Source organism: Bacillus sp. FSL K6-0042 (assembly GCF_038006685.1).
GTDB lineage: Bacteria > Bacillota > Bacilli > Bacillales > Bacillaceae_G > Bacillus_A > Bacillus_A pseudomycoides.
The window spans coordinates 4664593-4689140 of sequence record NZ_JBBOVS010000001.1; the positions used below are offsets into that span (position 1 = coordinate 4664593).

Sequence of the window (24548 nt, forward strand, 5' to 3'; positions counted from 1 at the left end):
AGGATGAGGGCAGAGCTTATGGAATTTATAAAAGCTGATGAAGATTTAGGGCGTTATATTCGTGAACAACCCCATTGGTATCGAAAATTATCACGTAATCCGGAGGAAAAGGAGGCATTTGAATTAGCTGCTTTACAGTATTATAAAAAGACAATCCCGGACAAAGTTGCAAAATTTCAAAATCAATTGGCGGTTGCTTCTATTATGATTGACATGTTTCAATATATGAAGCAGCAAAATGCAACGTAATTGGAAGGGGAAACTATGTCCGTCATGCGAAACTTTTGTTACAATAGAAAAGAATTATTGAAAAAAGGAGTTATAGCATGACGGAAATTTGTTTAGTACGACATGGACAAACTGATTGGAATTTTCAAGAGATTATTCAAGGGCGTGAAGACATTCCACTTAATGAAGTTGGGAAAAAGCAAGCAAGTCAAAGTGCAGCTGCGTTGCAATTGGACACATGGGATGTGATTATCAGCAGTCCCTTAATTAGAGCGCAGGAAACAGCTCAGGTGATTAGCAACGCTGTTGGAATACATTCTATTCTTCTTGATGAGCGGTTTGTTGAACGGAATTTTGGCGAAGCTTCAGGGAAACCCGTTTCCACAGTTAGAGAGCTGATTGCAGAGGGAAATGTCGAAGGTATGGAGACAGATGAAGAGATTGTAAATCGTTGCTTTGCTGCATTGCAAGATGTTGCGCAAGTACATGCAGGTAAGCGCGTTATTATCGTTGCACATTCACATGCGATAAAAGCAATTTTAAATGCAATCTCCCCTGATGAAATTACATTTAAAACTCCATTGAAAAATGCCTGCATTAGTTATGTAAAAGAGGAAAATGGAAGCTGGGACGTACTACGATATAATATCGCGGAGCATATTTGCGTATAAGAAATTATGACGGATGATGGTTTTCGGTAATCGGACTTTTTACTTTATATTCAGATGGGATATTCAAATTAGTAGTTCTGTTCTAAATGTGTTATGATGGATACTCGGAGGTGTCTCTCATGATTGTAGCGACGCTTGAAAGCGTAATGATATTAGACGAGGCAGAACAGCTTGCAAAGGCGATTGTCTGTTCAGATATAGCAAAGGGTTATCGAGAATGTTATAAGGCGTTACAGGAAGATTTGGAAGCTCAAACATTAATTAGTCAATTTACAGCAATGAAAGAGCGATATGAAGAAGTGCAACGCTTTGGAAAATATCATCCTGATTATACTTTCGTTTCGAAAAATATGCGAGAATTAAAACGTTCTGTAGATTTACATGAAAAGATAGCTGCTTTTAAAAAAGCGGAAAATGCTTTGCAAAAACTATTAGATGAAGTCAGTGTAGCAATTGGTTCCGAAGTATCATCTGCTATTAAAGTTCCTACTGGAAATCCGTTTTTTGATGCAGGTGGATGCGGAGGCGGTTGTGGATCTGGTGGAAGTTGCGGTTGTAAAAAAACGGGGTGATGTGCCCCGTTTTTTAGAATATAGAAGAAAACGTATACAGAATTTGTTTAACAATGTACTATAATTTCACAAATTTCTGATTGATGTTTATAAGATACAAGAATATGAGTATATAAAAGGAGAAGATGGAGAAGATTATGTTCGGGCAACGACAAAGTATGATTGTTTATTTACATTCATTGAAACATGCCAAGATTTTAAGGAAATATGGTAATATTCATTACATATCAAAGCGTTTGAAATATGCAGTTGTATATTGTGATATGGAACAAATAGAGCATATGATACAAAAGCTAAATAAACTTCCTTTTGTGAAAAAAATTGAGCAGTCATATCGCCCATTTCTTAAAACGGAATTTGAAAATTCACGTCCGGATCGCGCGAAAGAATACGACTATAGTTAAAGAGAAAGACCCCCACTAATTTTGGTGGGGGTTTCTTTATTTTAATAAAAATACAATGAGTATAAATTGCTACTGCATTGGAGGAATGAAATGATTCATTCGTAAAATGCCGATAAGGTGATTAAAATATAATTCTTTTTCTGGGAAAATTGTAGAAGGTTTTACAGTAAAAGAAGTAACGTTTTTTTCGATTTGTTCCGCTGTTTCCTCGAATAAAACGATTCGTTTACTTTTTGTACCTTCAAGTATAGGAATTCCTTCGCGGCATATATATAGCGGTTGGAAATCACCAACCGTTGTTGGTTTAAGAACAACAACAAGTGAGCATACTTTTTTATCATTTTTTAAGGTTTCAAATTGTAACATATGTGATACACGATCTTTATTTGTCTTTGCAATCTCAAGTAATTCATATAAATCGGAGTAGCCTTCTCCTAGTTCAATAAAACGTTGAATCATATTATTTCCTCCTCTTTCTTTTACTGTATCACTTCGTTTTTAAAATGAAAAGCAGACAAAGAAAAAAACCCTGCAAAGCAGGGCCCTTCTTATACTAGTATGTACTAGTAAGAAGGCAAAGGGAGAGGAGAAACCGGAGGAAGAACTTATGGGGAAACGTAAGTCTTCTCCGCGGTTGGCAACAACATCGAAGGTGATGTTGTTATATTTATTTATGTCCAATCTAAATGAAGATATACATAATGAATTTAAAATTTATCGTAGGCTTTTTATTTTTCTTTTTTTTATTTTATGATAGGATAAAAAAGATAACGTGAAACTTGCATTAGTAGAGAGGGATCTGACTCGCCAATAGCGAGATGAATATACATATGGGATACTGGAAAGTTATCATGTAATGATGACTTTTTTAACGGAATAAATTAGTTTTTCTTTTAATAGATAGCGGATTCGTTTATCCTTTAATGGAAAAATACACAGAAAACAGTGAGGGTTGATAGCGGTTAACCGAACGAATATGCGTTTGTAATAATCGCTCGATAGATTGAAATAAAGGTAGTGACAGCAAATGAGAGTAGTTTCTGGAAAATGTAAAGGGCATCCGCTTAAGGCTGTGCCAGGTAATACAACGCGACCGACAACGGATAAGGTAAAAGAAGCCATCTTTAATATGATTGGTCCTTATTTCGAAGGAGGAATTGCCCTCGATTTGTTTGGAGGTAGCGGAGGGCTTGGGATTGAAGCGCTTAGCAGAGGGGTTGACAAAGCCATTTTTGTTGATCGGGATAATAAAGCGGTGAAGGTTATTCATCAAAATTTAGAAAGCTGCAGAGTACATGACCAAGCTGAAGTGTATAGAAATGACGCAGAGCGCGCTTTGAAGGCGTTAATTAAACGTGAACTATCATTTGATCTTATACTGCTAGATCCACCATACAAAGATCAAAAAATCATTTCATTAATTAGTGTTATGGACCAACACGGATTATTGAACGAAGATGGATTGGTTATGGCAGAACATGGGGATGATGTAGTCTTACCGGAAACAATAGGTGGACTTGTAAAGGTAAGAGCAGAAAATTATGGTATTACAGCGATTTCCATTTATAAGCATGAAGGTGAGGGGACCGAATGACAAGCATAGCAATTTCTTCAGGGAGTTTTGATCCGATAACTCTTGGGCATTTGGATATTATTAAAAGAGGCGCAAAGGTGTTTGACGAAGTATATGTTGTCGTTTTAAACAATTCTTCCAAGAAACCGTTCTTTTCAGTAGAAGAGCGCCTAGAGCTAATTCGAGAAGCAACAAAAGATATTCCAAACGTAAAAGTTGATTCGCATAGCGGACTGTTAGTTGAATATGCAAAAATGCGTAATGCAAACGCAATTTTACGTGGTTTACGTGCAGTTTCTGATTTTGAATATGAGATGCAAATTACATCGATGAATCGTAAGTTAGACGAAAATATTGAAACCTTTTTTATTATGACAAATAATCAATATTCATTTTTAAGTTCGAGCATTGTGAAGGAAGTGGCTCGTTATGGTGGAAATGTAGCTGGTCTTGTTCCTCCTGTTGTAGAGCACGCTTTAAAAGAAAAGTTTCAAACCCCGTTAAGATGAACGGGGTTTTTCTTTGTTTATTATGCGTAAGAATAATAAAATAACATATAGATATAAACAAAATAGTGTAAAAGTAGGACCATAGCGAAGCGATATTTCCCAAGTCTTTGCAAGAATAGAAGCATGGTTTGATAAAAAAACAGGGATATCTTGTTGATTTGGTGAAAAAGAATGTAATTTTTCATAAAGTGGTACCCAAAATATAAAAGTGTAAATTGGGGCGAGAATACTTTGGATAATTCTTGCAAAGAAATAGGGTTTAAAGCGAATATCAGTTTCGGCTAAAATACTTGCTACCTGAGCTTGGATAGAAAGGCCGCTAAATGCGAGGATAAAGCTCGTTACCATTGCTTGTTCAAGAGTTGTAGTCTGATTGGTTTGGCTGATCATTTGGCTACCTAGTGTCATTTCAAAAAGTCCTGATAAGATGGGAATGCTAAAGTGTGGTGATAGTTGGAAGAATGTTAAAATATGTTGCATAATAAAAGCTAGTGCTGCCGTGAGTTGGAAGACAGTAATCATTTTATTTAAAACGGAGAATAAAATAATAAATCCACCAATCATGAGTAAAGTTTGAATAGAGGAGATAATGGCATCACCAAGTAGTTTTCCAATTGGTCTGTTCTCTTGTAAACGCGTCTCGTGGAGAATTGAAAAAGCGTGTTGTAAGGGACGTTTTTGAATGGATTGTTTTTCTTGTATGTAAGTATTGTTGTTTCCATAAAAACGCATAAGTAATCCGACAGTAAGGTTGCTAACATAATGTGCAGCAGCTAGTATGAAACCTAATTTAGGATTGTTAAAAAAGCCAATAGAAACAGCTCCAAAAATAAATAATGGATTTGAAGAGTTGGTAAATGATACGAGTCGTTCCGCTTCTATTTGTGTTAGCTGATTACTTTTCCGGAGTCTTGCGCTTAATTTGGCGCCCGCAGGGAAGCCGGAGGCCATTCCCATTGCCCAAACAAATCCGCCAATACCAGGCACACGAAAGAGCGGGCGCATAAGCGGTTCTAATATAATACCGATAAACTTTACAACACCTATACTAATTAAAAGCTCCGCAACGATAAAAAAAGGTAGTAGTGAAGGAAAGACAACTTCCCACCATATATTTAATCCGCGAATAGAAGATTGCAAAGCGGCTTGGGGGTGAAGTACGAGAGAAAATGTTAGAAATATCATCGTTATGGTGAGAAAAGCTGTTTTCCATTTTTCATACATTTTAACGTAGCCCCCTTTGTCCCAAAAAACGTTCATTTCAGTATACGTGGATACATGGTGAATTTAGACCATAAGTATGAAAAAGAGGATGAAAAAATTTAAAGGGTGAGAGAAATGAATGAACCAAAAATAGGCTTAGCTCTTGGATCTGGAGGTGCGAAAGGCTTTGCGCATGTCGGGGTGATTAAAGTATTACGAGAGGCGAATATTCCTATTCATATGATTGCTGGAAGTAGTATGGGGGCGTTAATTGGGACATTTTATGCAGCGAGTTGTAACGTGGAGAGACTCTATCGAATGGCCACATTATTTAAACGAAAATACTATTTGGATTTTACTGTACCGAAAATGGGATTTATTTCTGGAAAACGGGTAAAAGATATGATTAAAATGTTTACATATAATAAAAATTTAGAAGAGTTAGATATCCCAACTGCAGTTGTGGCCACTGACATTTTAAAGGGGGAAAAAGTTGTATTTACAAGCGGTTCTATTGCTGATGCGGTGAGGGCGAGTATTTCTGTGCCAGGAGTGTTTGTACCTGAAAAAATAGATGGTCGTTTATTAGTGGATGGCGGGGTGATTGATCGCATCCCTGTATCCGTTGTTAAAGACTTAGGAGCTGATATTGTAATTGCTGTAGATGTATCTCCTATTAAGGTGAACGGAGAAGTTACATCCATTTATGATGTTATCATGCAGAGTATTGAGATTATGCAGCATGAACTTGTTGTTAATCGGCAAATTGCTTCAGACTTAATGATGCGCCCGGCAGTAGAACAGTTTAGTTCTCGTGCTTTTACCAATATCGAAGACATTATTCGAGTTGGAGAAGAAGAGGCCGAAAAACACATTCAGAAAATTTACTTATTAATTGAGCAGTGGAAGGAGAAAAATAATGTTTAAGCGTTTTCGTTTTATATATGCAATTTTAATTGGCGTTATATTGGCAATGTTGCTTGTCTATGTACGTCTACCATATTATGTAACAAAACCAGGTATGGCGGCGAAATTAGAACCATATGTACAAGTTGATGGTGGGAAGAAAGAGTCAGGTGATTTTATGCTCGTGACCGTTTCGATGGGGCCTGCGAATGTTGTAAATCTAATAGCTGCCCAATTTAATAAATATAATCACATTTCTAAAGCAGAGGAGATTTTGCAAAAAGGTGAGAGTGATGAAGAATATCAATTCCGCCAAGCGTATGCAATGAAAGATTCTCAAAACGCAGCCATTTATAATGCGTATAAGCGAGCAAATCGTTCAGTTTCCTTTCAAAACAGAGGGGTTTTAGTTGCTGGGATTGCGAAAAATATGTCCGCTGAAGGGAAATTGAAACTTGGGGATATAATTGTCGCTGTCGACGGTCAGCCTTTTGAAGCGATAGACCAATTTATTGCATATATGTCAGGTAAAAAAGAAGGGGATGTAGTAAATATTGAGTATATTCGTGGGGGGAAACGTTCTACAGAAAAACTAACGCTAAAACAAATTCCTGATGGCAAGGGACGTGTTGGTATTGGAGTTTCCATTGTTACTGAAAGGGACTTAGTAGTAGATCCAAAGGTGAAAATTGATTCACATGAAATTGGGGGACCATCAGCAGGATTAATGTTTACATTGGAAATCTATAATCAATTGACTGAAGAGGATATGACAAAAGGTCATGAGATTGCTGGAACGGGAACCATTAATGAAAAGGGAGAAGTTGGTCCGATTGGTGGTATTCAACAAAAGGTTGTAGCTGCTAGTGATGCGGGTGCAGAAATATTCTTTGCTCCAAATGAAAAAGGGGCACCGAAATCGAATTATAAAGAAGCGCTTGAAGCAGCGAAAGATATAAAAACGAAGATGAAAATTGTACCAGTAGATACATTAGATGATGCGTTAGCATATTTAGAAAAAATGTCGAAAAAAAAGTAAACCTCTCGCCCTAGAGAGGTTTTTTTATAAAAAATTATTCGTTGTTTCATCATACCGAATAGGATGTTGAGTTATATCTTTTTGTATACATTTTGTACGTAAAGGTTCTTGTAGCACTGAAAAATAAACAGCATTTGCTTTGCGCTCTATATCTAGAACGGGATGTTGAAATGTTTTCGTATGAGTAAGAAGCGGGAGCCCTAGATTTTTTTTGTGTTTCGAAATATAAGTTTGTCCTTTTTGTGACATACCAAGTAAACGGATATATGGTGCATGTTGCTCTATATGTGCCTTTTCCATTTCTTCTTTTGTTGTATTTGTTAAAATATGTGTACATACTCGTTGTAATCTAGTCCATGTATAACGTTTTGTTTTTAATGCTTCCATGAAAGTAAGAAATGAAGAAGTATTATGTATTTTTGATAAAATACGATGCTCCAATCCTTCCTCTACCTCATAAATATGTTGTAAATCCTGGGAAGACATTGTCAAAAGTCTATATTTGAAAAATGGGAAATACTCCTCCCAACAATGCAGTGTATGATACGTTTGTTTATAACTTTCTAAAAAAGATGCGGTACAATTGGGTACAAATGGATAAATGGTTGTGAGTGAATCATTTTCACTAAATAATTGTTTGCGAATGCTAGTCGCACTTGCAATATGGTTATCTTGAAAGGTTTCGTCATGGTAATGAGATGCGAATCTTTCAATGGTATGTGCATGAATAGAACTTTTCTGAGAAAGAAGCGCTTCAATGTAATGTAAGCCTAATATATTATTTGGCTGGGACATATCAACAGTATTGACGTCCGATAAGATGTGTGAGAAGGCTTGAGAAGTTGCTTTGGCATAGCTGTTTCCAGCATCCATAAATTGCTGCACAAGTTGATTGAAAGTATCTTTTTCCTTTTGGCGTAAAGAAATGGTATTATAGAAGTTTTGAACCTCTCCATCCTCACTGCCGAAGCAAATTTCAGAAACGCCAAGGGCATCTAAAATAGAAATAGCACCGTTAGCAAATGTTTCGGCTTTTTGTGTTGCGAATGTATAAGGGAGTTCAACAACAAGATCTATACCACCGGCTAGAGCCATCTTGGTTCGGAACCATTTTGATACGAGAGCTGGTTCACCACGTTGTAAAAATGATCCGCTCATGACAGCGATTGTAATGTCGGACTGTGTTAACTTTTTTGTTTGTTGCACATGATAAGCATGACCGTTATGAAAGGGGTTATATTCAACAATAATACCGCTTGCTTTTATGATAATCTCTCCTTTCGATGTAGCATCTTTTCTAAAAACATGATAATCTATATATTATTTCCTATAATGACTTCATTATAGTGTAAAGAAAAAACATTGACAAATATAAAATGGCTAGCTATAATTTTGTTTGTTGCCTTGAGGTGATATGATATGAAATGGTCCATCCATCAATTAAACAAATTGAGACATAAAGGATTGACATTGGATGAGATGGTAGATGTAAGTGAGCTAAAAGAAGTCGAGAAAGAAATTCGAGAAATTAATCCTGTCCATGTAACAGGTAGAGTTGATTTTGGCTCCAGTAAGTTTACGTTTCATCTACATATAATTGGAAGCATGGTTTTACCATGTTCTCGCTCTTTAGTAGATGTAACATTACCATTTGACATTAAAACAACTGAGGTGTTCCAAACTTCAGAAGAAGAGTATGAAACGGAAGCGGAAATCCATTACTTAGAAGGAGAAGTACTTGACTTACTCCCAATAATCAAGGAAAATATACTTTTGGAGATTCCAATGCAAATTTTCAGTGATGATGTTTCCGGTGGAGCACCAACGCAAGGTCAAGACTGGCAAGTGATTTCGGAAGAAAGCAAAGAAAAGCCTGTTGATCCAAGGTTAGCAGGACTTGCGAAGTTTTTTGACAAATAATCGGAAGACTGGTTCAGGCCTTCATATGAAAATAACTATTTCTTTTAAGGAGGTGGGAAGAATGGCTGTACCTTTTAGAAGAACTTCTAAAACAGTAAAAAGAAAGCGTCGTACGCATTTCAAATTATCAGTACCTGGTATGGTAGAGTGCCCAAGCTGTGGTGAAGCGAAATTAGCTCACCGTGTATGTAAAGCATGCGGTACTTACAAAGGTAAAGAAGTAATCAGCAAGTAATTGTGGAAATAAACGCAGAAGATATTCTTCTGCGTTTATTTTTTTGTATTATTCTTTATATGTTGGTATTCTATCTTTTCTAGTAACTGCATATGTTTAATAAAAAATGCATAAGGAGGACTAGAGGAATGGCGACAACAAGACAAGATGCATGGACTGATGATGAAGATTTACTTCTGGCAGAAGTGGTACTCCGGCATATCCGTGAAGGAGGAACCCAGCTTTCCGCATTTAAAGAGGTAGGTAGACATTTATCTCGTACACCTGCAGCATGCGGATTTAGGTGGAATTCTTACGTTAGAAAGCAGTATAAAGAACGTATTGAAGAGGCAAAACAAATTCGTAAGGTAGAGAATTATGTAGTAAGGCAACCAAAAGTGGTGGAGTTTTCTCCTACATCAATTACATTAGACGATGTCATTAACTTTTTACAAAAATATAAAGATGAAAAAGAATTAAAAGAATTACACCAAAAAATTGAATTGTTACAAAAGGAAAAGGAATGGCTTCTTCAGCGTGTATCTGTATATGAAGAAGAGTATCGTACTTTGCTTGATTATATTGATCGAAAAAGAAGTGTGATGGTACTAGAAACAAAAGAAAGAGATACCATTTATGAGCATGAAACATTAGAAAAGGTGAAAAAATAAAAACAGCTGAATAACAGCTGTTTTTATTTTATGCGGATTCTTCATTTGTAACCGCATTCAAATTAGCTTCTGGATGCCAAATGTAAAATTCGCCATCAGTGGTTGATATTTGCCCGAAGTTTAGTTTCTCCCAAAATGCAGCGGATTGAATACGAGCTGTTGTTTTGATTGGAAATTGTAGTTGTTTTGCATAATTAACAAGCATTTGACCAAAACCTTGTTTTTGAAAGTTTGGTAACACTTCAAGTTTAGAGAGTTCTACGTAAGATCCAGTAATCTCAAGATTTGATTCACCATGTCTCCTCATGTACAAGCTCATACGTGCGATAAGGGATCCGCCGTAATAAATGCCGTAAAATGGGGATTCACTATCATTTTCAATAATATTTGCTTGTAACTCTTCAAACATGGAGAGTTCTTGAGCGCCACATCCCTTAAATTTTTTAAATTCGTCTAACGTTTTATAATTGATGAGCAAGCGCTCAACTTTTGGGAATGTCATTACATCACATCCTTTTCTCGTTTTGTAAAATAAAGAAAAGTATAAATATTTTCAATAATATTATAACTCATTTTTTCATTTTTATGAAGGAAATAGAATATTTCTTTCAGTATTTTTTTTGAGGATTTGCTACACTAGTCGTATGAAGGGAATTTATATATATTTATGAAATGTACTTTTAGTTGTTGAAATATAAATAAGATATACTCAATGTTAGGATGAGTTATAGAGGGGAGGTAATCAGAAGGCTTCTAATTGATTACAGGATATCTTTCTTCTTTGTATTCGTTAGGAGATTCTGAGGGGATAGAGATGAAGATTGGGATTGTTGGTCCGGGAGCTATTGGTCTTCTTTTTGCATTTTATTTAAAAAAGAACAAACAGGATGTTACATTATTTACAAGAACGGTAGAACAAACTGAAAAGTTAATGCAGGAGGGGATAAGCTGTATTCGTAAGGGAAGAAAGGAAACGGTATTTCCGAATGTTACGCCATTAGAGAGTATTGTAGGTGAACAAATGGACTATACGTTTATTGCTGTAAAACAATATCATTTAGCGAATATACTTCCTTTCATAAAAGGACAAAGGCAGATTATCTTTTTGCAAAATGGAATGTCTCATCTGGATATATTACACGAAATAAAGTGTGAAAATGTAGCGGTGGGGATTGTGGAGCATGGGGCAAAAAAAGAAAATGAATACACAGTGCACCATACAGGAGTAGGGGTTACGAAATTTGGAGTAGTAAATGGTGATTGGTCTCAATTTGAGTCACTATTGGATTGTTTTTCCTCAAAGTATTTTTCGGTGCAAGTAGAAGAAGATTGGAAACAAACAATGAGTTATAAACTTGTAATAAATGCCTGCATTAATCCACTAACAGCTTTATTTGGTATACAAAACGGAGAATTACTATCGAATCCTTTTTTTTATAAAGTGATGGAGCAAATATTTCAGGAGGTCATGTTCCTTGTAGGGGAGAAAAAAAAAGAAGAGATGTGGCAATTAGTTTGTCATGTATGTGAAACAACATCCAGTAATACATCCTCTATGTTAGCTGACGTAAAAGAGAATCGGGAAACGGAAATTGATGCTATTATTGGCTATGCGATAGAAGAAGCGAGGAAACAGCGAAAGCAAGTTCCCACACTGCAATTTTTATATAATTCAATAAAGGGATTAGAGGTATAAGAGATATTCTTTGCTTTTACATCAAACATTGACTACAATTTGGATTGGTGAGAGAACAGGATAGGAAAGGAAGAATTATATGGAGATAAAAGAAATCTCTGTTCCACTACAAGGTGTTGTGGCGGACTATATGAAGGGTAGAAAAGAAGTGCAGGCATTCTTCGATTATCCGTTGACAGAAGATGGATTCGGGCGGCGTCTGTATGATTTGCGTGATAAGAAGTTTTTCCGTCAAGACTTAGTGGCACATTTATTGGAATATAATACTAATTTACATGCTGGAGAGCATACTCTTCGGAATATAGAGGCGCTAGCGGATGAAAATACATATGTTGTTGTTGGAGGACAACAAGCAGGACTATTAACAGGACCTCTTTATACTGTGCATAAAATTATTTCGATTTTACAGCTTGCAAAAGAAAAAGAAGCAAATTTAGGAGTTCGTGTAGTTCCTGTTTTTTGGATTGCTGGTGAAGATCACGATATCGATGAAATTAATCATGTGTTTGTAACGAAAAATAAAAAAATAAAAAAGACGATTTTCCATGATCGTCATCCAAAAAAGGCAAGTGCATCTGAATCTGATCTTTCAATAGAAGACTGTAGAAAGTGGATTGAAGAAATTTTCAAAACATATCCGGAAACGAATTTTACAAAGGATGTATTACAGTTTGTTGAAGATGCTTTGCAGAATTCTCTTACATATGTAGATTTCTTTGCGCATCTTATTATGAAATTATTTGTAGATTCAGGATTGATTCTCGTTGATTCCCATCATCCAGCGTTAAGAAAGTTAGAAGTTTCTTTTTTAAAACAAATACTAAGTCGATATAAAGAAGTGCAAATGAGTCTTCAAAAACAACAGCAATTAGTAAAGGAACAAGGATATAAACCGATTATTGAAACAAAATCAAATGCAGTGCACATATTTATGCAAATTGATGAAGAGCGTGTGTTGTTAGAAGAAGAGAATGGGAAATTTGTTGGAAAAGATGGTATTTATTCATTTTCGTATGAAGAGTTGATAGCGGAAATGGAAAAAAGTCCGGAACGATTTAGTAATAATGTTGTAACAAGACCACTTATGCAAGAATATATATTTCCGACATTAGCGTTTATTGGAGGGCCTGGTGAAATTGCTTACTGGAGTGAATTGCAGCAAGTATTTCATGTGTTTGGTTTTCAGATGCCTCCGGTTGTTCCGAGACTCACAATTAGTTATATGGAACGCGATATTATAACAGATTTACATGATTTACAATTACAAGAGAGTGATCCATTTGTAAATGACATAGATATGCTACGTGAAGAGTGGCTTTCTAACCAAATAGAAGAACCAATTGACAATCAGTTTATAGAAGCGACAGAGAAAATGATGGATGTTCATACTTCTTTACAACAGTTTGTAAAAAAAATAGACCCAGGATTGCAGCAATTCGCTGAGAAAAATGAGCGGAAAATTAAAGAGCAAATTGAGTTGCTAGAAAGAATGTTAAAGCGAAATGTTGAGAAAAAACATGAAGTAGAGCTGAATAAATTTCGCCGTTTACAATACGCGCTCCGTCCGCTAGGTGCGCCGCAAGAACGGGTATGGAATATATGTTATTATTTAAATCAGTTTGGATTAGATTTTGTTGAACGAGTAATGAAGCAATCGTACTCTTGGAACGGGAACCATCATATTATAAAACTATAAAATCTTGCTCTTAGGAGCAGGATTTTATTTTTCGCACGTGGAATTAACTGTAAAGTGATTTTTTCTGAATTATCTAACGGAATGTTCGGGAGTATGATATTTATAATAAAGCACATGTACATGACAAAATAGAACAAAATGTAAACGTATTATTGTGTTTTTCGACATGTTTTTATTTAATTTCCCGCAAAAAATGATAAAATTTAGTATATAATAAAGTGAAACTGCGATTTGTGGATATTAGATTTCCACTGACGCCAAGTTGGATGTGACATATTTTCGTAGCATTAATTTCCCGACATATTGGGTGGTTTATTAGGAAGAAAAAGAGACATTCAACGTAATTATTTTGCAAAAAGTAGGTGCAACAATGTTTAAACACGTAACAGTTCTTTTAAAAGAAACAGTAGATGGTTTGGATATAAAACCAGGTGGTACATATGTCGATTGTACGCTAGGTGGTGGAGGACATAGTTCCTATTTATTATCCCAGCTAACGGAAGGGGGAAAATTAATTGCATTTGATCAAGATGAAATTGCGATTCAAAATGCAAAAGAAAGATTTTCTTCTTATGGTGATCAATTTATAACAGTGAAGAGTAATTTTCGCTATTTGTCAGAAAAGCTACATGAATTAGGAATAACAGAAGTAGACGGAATTTTATTTGATTTAGGTGTTTCATCCCCACAATTAGATACACCAGAACGTGGTTTTAGTTATCATCATGATGCGCCCTTAGATATGCGGATGGATCAAGATGCCCCATTAACGGCATATGATGTTGTAAACAACTGGTCATATGAACAACTCGTAAGAATCTTTTTCCAATATGGTGAAGAGAAGTTTTCAAAGCAAATTGCAAGGAAAATCGAAGCGTACCGCGAGAATAAGGCGATTGAAACGACAGGAGAGTTAGTAGAGCTAATTAAAGAAGGAATTCCTGCTCCAGCTCGTAGAACGGGTGGACATCCTGCAAAACGAGTGTTCCAAGCGATTCGAATTGCTGTAAATGATGAGTTGAAAGTATTCGAGGAGGCACTGGAATCTGCGATTGAAATGGTTAAGCCAGGTGGAAGAATTAGTGTTATTACGTTCCATTCATTAGAAGATCGTATTTGTAAAACAACATTTAAACGAAATAGTACAACACCACAGCTTCCTCCAGGATTACCAATTATCCCTGATGAGTTTAAGCCGAAACTAAAGCTCATTACAAGAAAACCGATTTTACCTTCTGATGAAGAGTTAGAAGAAAATAATCGAGCGCGTTCTGCGAAGTTACGAATCGCTGAAAAACGATAAAAAGGAGAGAGAGGTATGACAAATTTAGCTGTAAAGTATAAACAACAACAAGTGCAAGAACAAGTGCAAGTACAATCTCAAGCTCCGCAGCAAAACGTACAACCAAAAGCGAAAACAAAAATTACAAGAATTGAAAAATTGTTGTATGTGGCTTTTATTGGCTTTTTATTATATGCTTGCGTGGCTTTTATTGGAAATAAAGCAGGCCTGTACCAAGTTGATGCGGAAGCAGCAAAAATAGAGAATAAAATTGTGGAAAAACAAAAAGCAAACCAAGAATTACAAGCTGAAGTGGAAAAGTTAAGTCGCTATGAGCGTATCGCAGAAATCGCAAAAAAACACGGTCTGGAAATTAATGCGAATAATGTGAAAGGTTTACATTAATATAGTAGGTGTGAAGAAAATATGAAGACGAATATGAACAAAATTCATACCAATAAAGGAGCAGGTTACTTTATGATATTTTTCCTCCTGCTCTTTTTGCTGTTGTTAGCCCGATTCTTTTATATTCAAGCGACAGGAACAGTACATGGTCAAGACTTAAAGAAACTTGCACAAGACAAGCATAATAAAAATGGCGTACTTGAAGCGAATCGTGGAACGATTTATGATCAAAATGGACATGTGTTAGCGCAAGATGCGAACTCATACAAGATTGTTGCGAAACTAAAAGGTGAAAAACCTGTAAAAGATAAAGAGGATGCTGCAAAGAAAATTGCAGGTGTACTTGGGACAGGTGAAGATGAAATTTTAGCCACTTTAAACAAAGATAAGAGTCAGGTAGAGTTCGGAGCGCTGGGAAAGAACTTGACGAAAGAGAAGAAAGAGCAACTAGAAAGTCTTAAAATACCAGGTATTTCATTTGTTACAGAAAAAGCTAGAGTGTATCCAAATGGGGATTTCGCATCTTACGTGTTAGGTTTTGCAAAACCTGATGATAAAGGAATTGCGGGGGGGAAATTTGGATTAGAAGAGAGCTTAGATAAGTATTTACGTGCTTCTAATGGAAGTGTAGCATATACAGGAGATCGTAATGGTGTTTCTCTCGATGGTGGAAAGCAAAATGTAAAGCCACCGGAAAATGGAGAAAATGTGTATTTAACAATTGATCAACGTATTCAAGGGTTTTTAGAAGATGCGATGAAAGCAGCTGATCAGCACTATGAACCTTCTATGCTAATTGGATTGGTTGCAGATCCGAAAACAGGAAAAATACTAGGAATGTCTAGTCGACCTAGCTATGACCCAAATAAGGGTGATATTCAATACTATATTAATGATCCAATCGCAAATGCGTATGAGCCGGGGTCTACGATGAAAATTTTCACATTAGCTGCGGCGATTAATGAAGGTGTATATAATGGTCAAGAATATTACCAGTCAGGTACGTATCCAGTTGGAAACCGTAAAATAAAAGATCATAACGGTGGTGCAGGTTGGGGATCTATTACATTTGATGAAGGGGTTGAGCGTTCTTCTAACGTTGCATTTGCAATTTTAGGAGATCAAAAACTTGGTCCAGATCGTTTCCGTCAATATATTCATAAATTTGGATTGGATGAAAAGACTGGTATTGATTTACCTAATGAAGGAAAAAATACAATTGTATTTGACCAGCAGATTCAACAGGTAACAACAGCATTCGGACAAGGCTCTACTGTAACACCGATGCAACTTGTACAAGCTGCAACCGCAATCGCAAATGATGGGAAAATGATGAAACCTTATACCATCGATCGAATTGTAGATCCACTAACGAATAAAGTGGAATTAGAGCATAAACCAGAAGAAGTGGGGCAACCAGTTACAAAAGAAACAGCAGAACAAGTAAGACAATTATTAGAACGCGTTGTTACCTCACCAAAAGGAACAGGGAATGCGTATAAAATCGATGGATACTCTGTTGGTGGTAAAACAGGAACAGCACAAATTCCGGATGGAAAAGGTGGATATATGACCGGAAGAGAAAACTATATTTTCTCATTCCTTGGTATGGCACCAATGGACGATCCGCAATTAATTGTTTACTTTGCAATTAAGCAGCCGAAATTAAAAGATAATGAATACGGGGCACAACCTCTCGCGGAAATGTTTAAATCTGTAACGAAAAATAGTTTAGAGTATTTGAAAATTAAACCGAATGAAGTAAAAGATTCGAAGAAATATGTGAAAGAGCAACAGGCGGTTGTTCCAGAGGTAACCGGAAAAACAATGGAAGAGGCAAAAGCAACATTAGAAAAAGCTAAATTCCGTCCGATTATAGTAGGTGAAGGAAAAGTAAAACAACAGGTACCAAAAGCGACTGAAAAAACATTGAAGGGCGATCGAGTCTTCTTAGTAGGAGATAAACCGTTGATGCCAAATATACAAGGATGGGCACTTCGGGATGTAATGAATTTAGCGAAAATGTTAAATCTTAATTTGAAGCCATCTGGTACAGGATATGTGACAGAACAAAGTGTGGCGGAAGGAACGCCGTTACAAGCAGGTACGGAATTAGCTGTAACACTTGTACCACCGCTTGAGCCACAGCAAGAGGCAGAAAAGCCATAGAATGTTCTAGGTGCATAATATAAGAAGTCCAAGAGGTTCTATTCGAATAGGTACAAGCATATATTGGAACAAGCTAGGCGTAAAGGAGGCTTGTTCCAATATGCGTGTATCGAATGTAACAGTTAGAAAGCGACTTATTTTTATACTTATATCAGGTATACTCATTTTTACAATTATTGATATTCGTCTTGGATACGTACAGTTTTTTCTTGGGAATATGTTAACAGATCGTGCAAAGGATTCGTGGAGTCGTAATATTACTTTCGAACCTGAACGAGGAAAAATTTTAGATCGAAATGGTGTGGAGCTTGCAACGAATAAAAGTGCACCAACTGTCTTTGTTGTACCAAGGCAAATTGAAAAACCAGCAGAGACTGCAGAGAAGTTAGCTGCAGTTTTAGGTGTGGAAAAAGAGGGAATTTATAAACGGATTACAAAAAAAGAGTCCATTGTAAGATTGGATAAAGGCGGAAGGAAAATTTCTCATGATAAAGCAAAGGAAGTACGTGCTTTAAGTTTAAAAGGTGTTTATATTGCTGAAGATTCCATTCGGTATTATCCGTTCGGAAAATATTTATCGCATGTACTAGGGTTTGCTGGTAGTGACAATCAGGGACTTATGGGACTTGAGTCGTATTATGATAAAGAGCTAAATGGTGATAAAGGGCATGTGCGCTTTTTTGCAGATGCGAAAGGACAAAGGATGCCGAATGTTGGAGATGATTTCAAAAAACCAGAGGCCGGCTTAGATTTAAAATTAACAATCGATTCTCGAATCAATACGATTATAGAGAGAGAAATGAATATCGCAGATTCTACGTATAATCCAGATGGTATGATCGCAATCGCGATGAACCCGAAAAATGGTGAAATTTTAGGAATGTCAAGTCGCCCAAGTTTCGATCCCACGGATTTTCAGAGTGTTTCACCAGAAGTGTTTAATCGAAACCTGCCTGTATGGAGTACATATGAGCCGGGATCGACTTTTAAAATCATTACACTTGCGGCTGCTTTAAATGAAAAATTAGTAGACTTGGAGAAAGATACGTTTTATGATGATGGAGCAGCTGAAGTTGGAGGCGCTAGGCTACGTTGTTGGAAAGCTGGTGGCCACGGTAGTCAAACGTTTTTAGAAGTTGTTCAAAATTCTTGTAACCCAGGTTTTATTGAGCTTGGGGACCGCCTTGGAAAAGAAAAGTTATTCCAATACATTCGTGATTTTGGTTTTGGACAGAAGACAGGGATTGACTTGCAAGGAGAAGGAAAAGGGATTTTATTCAACTTAGATAAGGTTGGTCCGGTTGAACAGGCGACGACTTCTTTCGGGCAAGGGGTTTCTGTTACACCGATCCAACAAGTTGCTGCGGTAGCGGCAGCTGTAAATGGTGGGACATTATACCAGCCGTATATTGCGAAAGAATTTGTTGATCCATCGAATAATCAAGTTGTAAGAAAGAAAACACCGGTCGAGAAAAGAAAAGTTATTTCCAAGGAAACATCGGAAAAAGTTCGTTATGCGTTAGAAAATGTTGTAGCGAAAGGTTCTGGTAAAGGTGCATATATTGATGGTTATCGTGTTGGTGGAAAAACGGGAACTGCCCAAAAAGTAAAAGACGGAAAATATTTAGATAATAACTATATTGTATCTTTTATTGGATTTGCTCCAGCAGATGACCCACAAATCGTTGTGTATGTTGCAGTTGATAATCCAAAAGGGGTTACTCAATTTGGTGGTGTTGTTGCTGCGCCAATTGTAGGGAATATTCTTCGTGATGTGCTTCCTGTTATGGGAGTAGAGCCACGCAAGGAGCAGGTTGAAAGGGAATATAAATGGGGCGATACCCCTACAATAGAAGTTCCGGATTTAATCGGGATGAAGAAAAAAGATTTGCAAACGCAGCTTGTAGACTTGCAGCTCGATGTAAGTGGTGAGGGAGACAAAGTAATTAAACAATCACCAGAAGCTGGTGCCAAAGTAAAGGAAGGATCAAAAATTAGGATTTACTTTGGTAATTAAAGGTCAGAGATTGTGTTTTGTGATACAATTGGTGGAAGTTGAGTTAATATATAATCTCTGTTTTCATAGAAATTTATTTTCTATGAAAACAGATTATATTGCTCTTGAACATAAAAAATAAAGAATTTATCAGCTAAGGTATTATATGATGCACTGATAAACGAGTCTGATTTTTCGGGCTCTCAGCAAATGCTTCCTTCTTCAATTTTTAGCGAATGAAGGATAGGAAGAATTACTTATTAAGTAAGAGATAAATAAACAATGTAGAGAGGGTTTAGTGAAATGAAGTTGCACACACTTGTATCATGTTTGCATGATTTTCCAGTTGTTCCAAAAGAAAATCCAGAAATTACATCCATTGAAGCAGATTCACGTAAAGTGACAAATGGAAGCTTATTTGTATGTATGAAAGGGTATACGGTTGATAGCCATGATTTTGCTAAGCAAGCAGCCGCGCAAGGTGCGGCTGCTATTGTTGCGGAAAGACCGATTGATGTTGACGTTCCAGTTGTACTTGTGAAAAATACCTATCGTTCTTTAGCGGTTTTAGCTGATTATTTTTACGGACAGCCAACGCATAAATTACACTTGATTGGGATTACAGGTACAAATGGAAAGACAACAACATCGCATATTATGGATGAAATTATGCGGGCACACGGTCATAAAACAGGGCTAATTGGAACAATTAATATGAAAATCGGTGATGAAACATTCGAGGTGAAAAATACAACGCCAGATGCACTGACACTTCAGCAAACGTTTCGCCGTATGGTTGAGCAAAATGTAAATAGCGCAGTAATGGAAGTTTCTTCACATGCATTAGATCTTGGCCGTGTACACGGTTGTGATTATGATGTAGCTGTATTTACAAATTTAACACAAGATCATTTAGATTATCATAAAACGATGGAAGAATATAAGCATGCAAAAGGCTTGCTTTTTGCTCAGCTTGGTAATAGCTATCATCATAACCGTGAAAAGTACGCTGTGTTAAACAGTGATGATCCAGCAGCAGAAGAGTATATGAGAAGTACTGCGGCTACGGTTATTACGTATGGAATTGATACACATAGTGATATTATGGCAAAAGATATTGTGATGACGAGCGGTGGAACAACATTTACCCTTGTTACGCCAAGTGAAAGTGTAAATATTACGATGAAGTTAATTGGAAAGTTTAATGTATACAATGTTTTAGCAGCAATAGCCGCTACTCTTGTGTCTGGTGTAACTTTGCAAACGATTATTCATGTTGTGACGAATTTAACTGGAGTTCCAGGCCGCTTTGAAGTTGTGGACGGGGGACAAGATTATACAGTTATTGTCGATTATGCACATACTCCAGATAGTTTAGAAAATGTGTTAACAACAGCGAAACAATTTGCAAAAGGGAATGTGTATTGTATTGTTGGTTGCGGCGGTGATCGTGATCGGACGAAAAGGCCAATTATGGCTAGTGTCGCTACAGAATATGCAACACACGCAATCTTGACTTCAGATAACCCAAGAAGTGAAGATCCACAAGCGATTTTGGATGATATGTTAGCAGGTGCAAAAGGAAATAATTATGAAGTCATTGTTGATCGAAAAGAAGCGATTTTCCATGCGGTTTCAGAAGCGAAGGCAGAAGATATTATTATCATTGCTGGAAAAGGGCATGAAACGTATCAAATTATTGGCAAAGAAGTACATCATTTTGACGATCGTGAAATTGCGAAAGAGGCAATCACTGAGTGTTTAAACAACAAAGAGTAACAACATGAGAGGGGGACTACATGTGCTTGAACAAGGTTTATTAGTAACGGCTGGGGTAGCTTTCTTAATTTCTGTTGCCCTTTCGCCATTGTTTATTCCATTTTTACGTAGGTTAAAGTTTGGGCAAAGTATTCGTGATGAAGGGCCAAAATCACATCAAAAGAAATCGGGAACACCAACGATGGGTGGTATTGTCATTTATGTGTCTATGATGGTGACAACACTTATCATGGCAATTAAATTTAAACATTTAAATGCGGAAGTATCATTATTATTATTAGTTACATTTGGTTATGGATTGATTGGTTTTTTAGATGACTATATAAAAGTTGTTAAAAAAAGAAATCTTGGTTTAACATCAAAACAAAAATTAATCGGTCAGCTTGTAATTGCAATTGCATTCTTTTTAATTGGAAAAGGAAGTGCGTTACAAACATATATCATGATCCCAGGAACTGAGGTTAAATTTGATTTACACTGGGCATATTTTATCCTTGTGCTATTTATGCTTATTGGTGGATCAAATGCAGTCAATTTAACAGACGGTTTAGATGGATTGTTATCAGGAACAGCCGCAATTGCATTTGGAGCATTTGGCATTATTGCAGTTGCTCAAAATCAATATGCCGTAGCTATTTTCTGTATGGCAGTTGTAGGAGCGGTACTTGGATTCTTAGTGTTTAATGCAAATCCAGCTAAAGTGTTTATGGGAGATACGGGTTCCCTTGCTTTAGGTGGTGCAATAGCTGCCGTAGCTATTTTATTAAAGCAAGAATTATTACTTGTTGTAATTGGCGGCGTATTTGTAATGGAAACTTTGTCTGTTATTATTCAAGTTATTTCATTTAAAACGACAGGAAAACGTGTTTTTAAAATGAGTCCACTGCATCATCATTACGAATTATGTGGCTGGTCAGAATGGCGTGTTGTTGTAACATTCTGGTCTGTAGGATTTTTATTGGCAGTATTAGGAATTTATATCGGGGTGTGGATGTAATTGAAAACTGTAACTGAATATCAAAATAAAAATATTCTTGTATTAGGTATTGCAAAAAGTGGCTATGCAGCAGCAACTTTATTAAAAAGCTTAGGTGCAAATGTTATTGTAAATGACGGAAAACCGTTAGCAAATAATGTATTAGCTGCAGAATTGCAAGCAAAAGGAATGGACGTTGTATGCGGTGGTCATCCGCTAGAGTTGTTAGAAAGAAATATTTCACTTGTTGTAAAAAATCCAGGGATTCCATATTCCAATCCACTACTGGTTGCAGCGAAAGAAAAACAGATTCCAATTGTGACAGAAGTGGAGCTTGCATATCGTATTTCAGCAGCACCGTTTGTTGGAATTACGGGGTCAAATGGAAAAACAACAACGACAACACTAACGTTTGAAATGTTAAAAGAAGGCAAGAAGCACCCTGTCATTGCGGGAAATATTGGGACTGTAGCTTGTGAAGTAGCACAGCAAGCAAAAGAAAATGAAATTATTGTAACGGAACTTTCTTCGTTCCAATTAATGGGAGTGGAAACATTCCAGCCTAAAATTGCAGCATTTTTAAATCTGTTCGAGGCTCACTTAGATTATCATGGTACAAAAAAAGAGTATGGTTTAGCAAAAGCGAATATTTTTAAAAGCCAAACTGAAGCTGATTATAGTGTAATTAATGCTGATGATGTAGATGTAATGGCGTTATCAGCAAATAGTAAAGGACAAAAAGTATTATTTTCGGCTACTAAGGTAATTGAAGATGGTGCATGTATTAAAGACGGTGCTCTTTATTTTAAAGGTGAGAAAATCGTTGAAGTTCAAGATATCGTTTTACCGGGTAAACATAATTTAGAAAACATTCTAGCTGCTATGAGTATTGCTAAATTGCTAGGGGTAGAAAATGAGGCAATTATTGCCGTATTAAAACGCTTTACAGGTGTAAAACATCGTTTAGAATATGTAACAACAATTAATAATCGTAAGTTTTATAATGATTCAAAAGCAACAAACATGTTAGCAACAGAAAAGGCGCTATCAGCATTTACGCAACCTGTTATTTTGTTAGCAGGTGGGCTTGATCGAGGAAATGAATTCGATGATTTAATTCCATATTTTGAACATGTAAAAGCGATATTAACATTTGGACAAACAGCACCTAAGTTAGTAAGGGCAGCTGAAAAAGCAGGGATAGATATTATTGAAAGTGTCGATAATTTAGAAGAGGCTGTAGAAAGAGCGTATTCTCATTCTACAGATGGAGATGTAATTCTTCTTTCGCCAGCTTGTGCAAGTTGGGATCAATTTAAAACATTTGAAGAAAGAGGAGACATTTTTATACAAGCTGTGCATAAACTTATATAAAGTAAACAAAACATCAGTAGGCTAACACCTACTGATGTTTTGTTACATAGAAGAAAAAAGCTTCTTCAAAAAAGGTGGTGCTCATTGCCAATGAAGAAAACGCCTGATTTTATTTTAATTATCATTACACTTTTGTTGTTAACAATTGGAATGATTATGGTCTACAGTGCAAGTGCTGTCTGGGCTTCCTATAAGATGGGGGATTCATTCTTTTTTGCAAAACGACAGCTGTTATTTGCGGTACTTGGTGTAGCTGCCATGTTTTTTATTATGAAAATTGACTACTGGACATGGCGTACTTATTCGAAAGTGATTTTGCTCATTTGTTTTATCCTTCTCATTCTTGTCTTAATCCCTGGAGTTGGACTTGTTCGAGGGGGAGCGCGAAGCTGGATTGGGATTGGAGCATTTTCGATTCAACCGTCAGAATTTATGAAATTTGCGATGATTATTTTTTTAGCTAAATTTTTAGCGGAAAGACAAAAATTGATTACATCTTTTAAAAAGGGGCTACTTCCAGCACTTGGTTTTGTATTTGTTGCATTTGGCATGATTATGTTACAACCAGATCTTGGAACAGGAACAGTAATGGTTGGGACATGTATCATAATGATTTTTGTTTCAGGAGCACGCATTTTTCATTTTGCAATGCTAGGGCTAATAGGAGTAGCGGGATTTGTTGGATTAATTGCATCGGCACCATATCGAATGAAACGTATTACGTCTTATTTGGATCCGTGGTCAGACCCACTTGGGAGTGGATTTCAGATTATTCAATCGTTACTTGCGATTGGCCCCGGTGGTTTGTTTGGGCTAGGACTTGGACAAAGTAGACAAAAATTTCTTTATTTACCCGAGCCGCAAACAGATTTTATTTTTGCGATTTTATCCGAAGAATTAGGTTTTATTGGTGGGTCGTTTGTGTTATTATTATTTAGTCTGTTATTATGGCGTGGGATTCGTATAGCATTAGGAGCGCCTGATTTATATGGTACGTTTTTGGCAGTAGGTATTGTGGCGATGATTGCGATTCAAGTGATGATTAATGTTGGTGTTGTAACAGGACTAATGCCTGTTACAGGAATTACTTTGCCATTTTTAAGTTATGGTGGGTCGAGTTTGACCTTAATGCTAATGGCAGTTGGTGTATTATTGAATATAAGTCGTCATTCTCGCTACTAAACCCTGTTTATAAGACAGGGTTTTTCGTGTGTAGAAAACGGAAAATATATTATAGATATATGAATATATAAATTGAATTTAGA

Annotated in this window: 25 protein-coding genes; 21 read left to right on the forward strand and 4 right to left on the reverse strand. The window is 36.5% G+C overall.

The window, feature by feature from the left end:
* Window positions 1-3 precede the first annotated feature (3 nt).
* The 4 genes from MHH45_RS24130 (at window position 4) to MHH45_RS24145 (ending at window position 1875) form a co-directional block, all read left to right on the forward strand.
* Window positions 4-249, forward strand: coding sequence for a YlbE-like family protein (locus MHH45_RS24130; protein ID WP_006095792.1), 246 nt, complete (start codon window positions 4-6; stop codon window positions 247-249).
* Window positions 250-326: 77 nt separating this feature from the next.
* Entirely contained in the window at window positions 327-899 is a 573-nt protein-coding gene (locus tag MHH45_RS24135; RefSeq protein WP_016116053.1) for a histidine phosphatase family protein, read from the forward strand.
* 119 nt (window positions 900-1018) lie between these two features.
* Window positions 1019-1471, forward strand: coding sequence for a YlbF family regulator (locus MHH45_RS24140; protein WP_003199733.1), 453 nt, complete (start codon window positions 1019-1021; stop codon window positions 1469-1471).
* Window positions 1472-1608: 137 nt separating this feature from the next.
* Window positions 1609-1875, forward strand: coding sequence for a YlbG family protein (locus MHH45_RS24145; RefSeq protein ID WP_016116052.1), 267 nt, complete (start codon window positions 1609-1611; stop codon window positions 1873-1875).
* Between the two features lie 69 nt (window positions 1876-1944).
* Here the strand turns inward: MHH45_RS24145 and MHH45_RS24150 are convergent, their stop codons facing one another.
* Entirely contained in the window at window positions 1945-2334 is a 390-nt protein-coding gene (locus MHH45_RS24150; protein WP_003199736.1) for a DUF7147 family protein, read from the reverse strand.
* Between the two features lie 568 nt (window positions 2335-2902).
* Between MHH45_RS24150 and rsmD the strand changes: the two genes are divergently transcribed.
* Window positions 2903-3469 (forward strand): 16S rRNA (guanine(966)-N(2))-methyltransferase RsmD, encoded by a 567-nt coding sequence (gene rsmD, locus MHH45_RS24155; RefSeq protein WP_016116050.1) that lies wholly within the window; start codon window positions 2903-2905, stop codon window positions 3467-3469.
* Entirely contained in the window at window positions 3466-3957 is a 492-nt protein-coding gene (coaD, locus tag MHH45_RS24160) for a pantetheine-phosphate adenylyltransferase (RefSeq protein ID WP_016116049.1), read from the forward strand. Before rsmD ends, coaD begins: the two co-directional genes overlap by 4 nt.
* On the opposite strand, the gene ylbJ is transcribed toward coaD, so the two are convergent.
* Window positions 3949-5181 (reverse strand): sporulation integral membrane protein YlbJ, encoded by a 1233-nt coding sequence (ylbJ, locus tag MHH45_RS24165; protein ID WP_016116048.1) that lies wholly within the window; start codon window positions 5179-5181, stop codon window positions 3949-3951. The genes coaD and ylbJ overlap by 9 nt on opposite strands.
* A 114-nt stretch (window positions 5182-5295) precedes the next feature.
* On the opposite strand from ylbJ, the gene MHH45_RS24170 reads away from it, so the two are divergent.
* Both MHH45_RS24170 and MHH45_RS24175 read left to right on the forward strand, forming a co-directional pair.
* Window positions 5296-6087, forward strand: coding sequence for a patatin-like phospholipase family protein (locus tag MHH45_RS24170; protein ID WP_016116047.1), 792 nt, complete (start codon window positions 5296-5298; stop codon window positions 6085-6087).
* On the forward strand, window positions 6080-7105 hold the full coding sequence (locus MHH45_RS24175; protein ID WP_016116046.1) for a SepM family pheromone-processing serine protease: 1026 nt from the start codon (window positions 6080-6082) through the stop codon (window positions 7103-7105). The genes MHH45_RS24170 and MHH45_RS24175 overlap by 8 nt, the downstream gene beginning before the upstream one ends.
* 24 nt (window positions 7106-7129) lie before the next feature.
* On the opposite strand, the gene MHH45_RS24180 is transcribed toward MHH45_RS24175, so the two are convergent.
* A complete protein-coding gene (locus tag MHH45_RS24180) occupies window positions 7130-8371 on the reverse strand; it encodes a nucleotidyltransferase (RefSeq protein ID WP_139350015.1) in 1242 nt (413 codons plus the stop codon).
* 153 nt (window positions 8372-8524) lie between these two features.
* Between MHH45_RS24180 and MHH45_RS24185 the strand changes: the two genes are divergently transcribed.
* The 3 genes from MHH45_RS24185 to MHH45_RS24195 all read left to right on the forward strand — a co-directional run bounded on the left by MHH45_RS24185 (window position 8525) and on the right by MHH45_RS24195 (window position 9910).
* Window positions 8525-9025: a YceD family protein gene (locus MHH45_RS24185; RefSeq protein WP_016131894.1), complete on the forward strand. Its 501-nt coding sequence runs from the start codon at window positions 8525-8527 to the stop codon at window positions 9023-9025.
* Window positions 9026-9086: 61 nt separating this feature from the next.
* Window positions 9087-9260, forward strand: a complete 174-nt coding sequence (rpmF, locus tag MHH45_RS24190; RefSeq protein WP_001984764.1) for a 50S ribosomal protein L32 — start codon at window positions 9087-9089, stop codon at window positions 9258-9260.
* A gap of 128 nt (window positions 9261-9388) precedes the next feature.
* On the forward strand, window positions 9389-9910 hold the full coding sequence (locus MHH45_RS24195; protein WP_016116043.1) for an RsfA family transcriptional regulator: 522 nt from the start codon (window positions 9389-9391) through the stop codon (window positions 9908-9910).
* Between the two features lie 28 nt (window positions 9911-9938).
* Here MHH45_RS24195 and MHH45_RS24200 read toward each other — a convergent pair whose 3' ends face one another.
* Entirely contained in the window at window positions 9939-10412 is a 474-nt protein-coding gene (locus MHH45_RS24200) for an N-acetyltransferase (RefSeq protein WP_003199752.1), read from the reverse strand.
* A gap of 306 nt (window positions 10413-10718) precedes the next feature.
* On the opposite strand from MHH45_RS24200, the gene MHH45_RS24205 reads away from it, so the two are divergent.
* The 10 genes from MHH45_RS24205 (at window position 10719) to spoVE (ending at window position 24465) form a co-directional block, all read left to right on the forward strand.
* The gene (locus tag MHH45_RS24205; protein WP_033671484.1) at window positions 10719-11606 is read left to right on the forward strand and encodes a 2-dehydropantoate 2-reductase; all 888 of its coding nucleotides are present in this window, start codon (window positions 10719-10721) and stop codon (window positions 11604-11606) included.
* A 79-nt stretch (window positions 11607-11685) separates the two neighbouring features.
* The gene (bshC, locus tag MHH45_RS24210; RefSeq protein WP_016116041.1) at window positions 11686-13302 is read left to right on the forward strand and encodes a bacillithiol biosynthesis cysteine-adding enzyme BshC; all 1617 of its coding nucleotides are present in this window, start codon (window positions 11686-11688) and stop codon (window positions 13300-13302) included.
* Between the two features lie 370 nt (window positions 13303-13672).
* The gene (gene rsmH / locus MHH45_RS24215; protein ID WP_016116040.1) at window positions 13673-14605 is read left to right on the forward strand and encodes a 16S rRNA (cytosine(1402)-N(4))-methyltransferase RsmH; all 933 of its coding nucleotides are present in this window, start codon (window positions 13673-13675) and stop codon (window positions 14603-14605) included.
* A 15-nt stretch (window positions 14606-14620) separates the two neighbouring features.
* Window positions 14621-14989 (forward strand): cell division protein FtsL, encoded by a 369-nt coding sequence (ftsL, locus tag MHH45_RS24220; RefSeq protein WP_016116039.1) that lies wholly within the window; start codon window positions 14621-14623, stop codon window positions 14987-14989.
* 21 nt (window positions 14990-15010) lie between these two features.
* Window positions 15011-17158, forward strand: coding sequence for a penicillin-binding protein (locus MHH45_RS24225; protein WP_016116038.1), 2148 nt, complete (start codon window positions 15011-15013; stop codon window positions 17156-17158).
* A 100-nt stretch (window positions 17159-17258) separates the two neighbouring features.
* Window positions 17259-19175, forward strand: a complete 1917-nt coding sequence (locus tag MHH45_RS24230; RefSeq protein ID WP_016116037.1) for a stage V sporulation protein D — start codon at window positions 17259-17261, stop codon at window positions 19173-19175.
* A 282-nt stretch (window positions 19176-19457) separates the two neighbouring features.
* The gene (locus tag MHH45_RS24235) at window positions 19458-20933 is read left to right on the forward strand and encodes a UDP-N-acetylmuramoyl-L-alanyl-D-glutamate--2,6-diaminopimelate ligase (protein WP_016116036.1); all 1476 of its coding nucleotides are present in this window, start codon (window positions 19458-19460) and stop codon (window positions 20931-20933) included.
* A gap of 22 nt (window positions 20934-20955) precedes the next feature.
* Window positions 20956-21930 (forward strand): phospho-N-acetylmuramoyl-pentapeptide-transferase, encoded by a 975-nt coding sequence (gene mraY, locus MHH45_RS24240; protein WP_016116035.1) that lies wholly within the window; start codon window positions 20956-20958, stop codon window positions 21928-21930.
* Window positions 21931-23283 (forward strand): UDP-N-acetylmuramoyl-L-alanine--D-glutamate ligase, encoded by a 1353-nt coding sequence (murD, locus tag MHH45_RS24245; RefSeq protein ID WP_016116034.1) that lies wholly within the window; start codon window positions 21931-21933, stop codon window positions 23281-23283. It begins immediately after the preceding gene.
* Window positions 23284-23367: 84 nt separating this feature from the next.
* On the forward strand, window positions 23368-24465 hold the full coding sequence (spoVE, locus tag MHH45_RS24250) for a stage V sporulation protein E (protein ID WP_170927912.1): 1098 nt from the start codon (window positions 23368-23370) through the stop codon (window positions 24463-24465).
* Window positions 24466-24548: the final 83 nt, after the last annotated feature.

What these genes read in the sequence shown, in the direction of transcription:
- MHH45_RS24130 (WP_006095792.1), top strand. Translation starts at nt 4, where the DNA reads ATGAGGGCAGAGCTTATGGAATTTATAAAAGCTGATGAAGATTTAGGG.
- MHH45_RS24135 (WP_016116053.1), top strand. Translation starts at nt 327, where the DNA reads ATGACGGAAATTTGTTTAGTACGACATGGACAAACTGATTGGAATTTT.
- MHH45_RS24140 (WP_003199733.1), top strand. Translation starts at nt 1,019, where the DNA reads ATGATTGTAGCGACGCTTGAAAGCGTAATGATATTAGACGAGGCAGAA.
- MHH45_RS24145 (WP_016116052.1), top strand. Translation starts at nt 1,609, where the DNA reads ATGTTCGGGCAACGACAAAGTATGATTGTTTATTTACATTCATTGAAA.
- MHH45_RS24150 (WP_003199736.1), bottom strand. Translation starts at nt 2,334, where the DNA reads ATGATTCAACGTTTTATTGAACTAGGAGAAGGCTACTCCGATTTATAT.
- rsmD (WP_016116050.1), top strand. Translation starts at nt 2,903, where the DNA reads ATGAGAGTAGTTTCTGGAAAATGTAAAGGGCATCCGCTTAAGGCTGTG.
- coaD (WP_016116049.1), top strand. Translation starts at nt 3,466, where the DNA reads ATGACAAGCATAGCAATTTCTTCAGGGAGTTTTGATCCGATAACTCTT.
- ylbJ (WP_016116048.1), bottom strand. Translation starts at nt 5,181, where the DNA reads ATGTATGAAAAATGGAAAACAGCTTTTCTCACCATAACGATGATATTT.
- MHH45_RS24170 (WP_016116047.1), top strand. Translation starts at nt 5,296, where the DNA reads ATGAATGAACCAAAAATAGGCTTAGCTCTTGGATCTGGAGGTGCGAAA.
- MHH45_RS24175 (WP_016116046.1), top strand. Translation starts at nt 6,080, where the DNA reads ATGTTTAAGCGTTTTCGTTTTATATATGCAATTTTAATTGGCGTTATA.
- MHH45_RS24185 (WP_016131894.1), top strand. Translation starts at nt 8,525, where the DNA reads ATGAAATGGTCCATCCATCAATTAAACAAATTGAGACATAAAGGATTG.
- rpmF (WP_001984764.1), top strand. Translation starts at nt 9,087, where the DNA reads ATGGCTGTACCTTTTAGAAGAACTTCTAAAACAGTAAAAAGAAAGCGT.
- MHH45_RS24195 (WP_016116043.1), top strand. Translation starts at nt 9,389, where the DNA reads ATGGCGACAACAAGACAAGATGCATGGACTGATGATGAAGATTTACTT.
- MHH45_RS24200 (WP_003199752.1), bottom strand. Translation starts at nt 10,412, where the DNA reads ATGACATTCCCAAAAGTTGAGCGCTTGCTCATCAATTATAAAACGTTA.
- bshC (WP_016116041.1), top strand. Translation starts at nt 11,686, where the DNA reads ATGGAGATAAAAGAAATCTCTGTTCCACTACAAGGTGTTGTGGCGGAC.
- rsmH (WP_016116040.1), top strand. Translation starts at nt 13,673, where the DNA reads ATGTTTAAACACGTAACAGTTCTTTTAAAAGAAACAGTAGATGGTTTG.
- ftsL (WP_016116039.1), top strand. Translation starts at nt 14,621, where the DNA reads ATGACAAATTTAGCTGTAAAGTATAAACAACAACAAGTGCAAGAACAA.
- MHH45_RS24225 (WP_016116038.1), top strand. Translation starts at nt 15,011, where the DNA reads ATGAAGACGAATATGAACAAAATTCATACCAATAAAGGAGCAGGTTAC.
- MHH45_RS24230 (WP_016116037.1), top strand. Translation starts at nt 17,259, where the DNA reads ATGCGTGTATCGAATGTAACAGTTAGAAAGCGACTTATTTTTATACTT.
- MHH45_RS24235 (WP_016116036.1), top strand. Translation starts at nt 19,458, where the DNA reads ATGAAGTTGCACACACTTGTATCATGTTTGCATGATTTTCCAGTTGTT.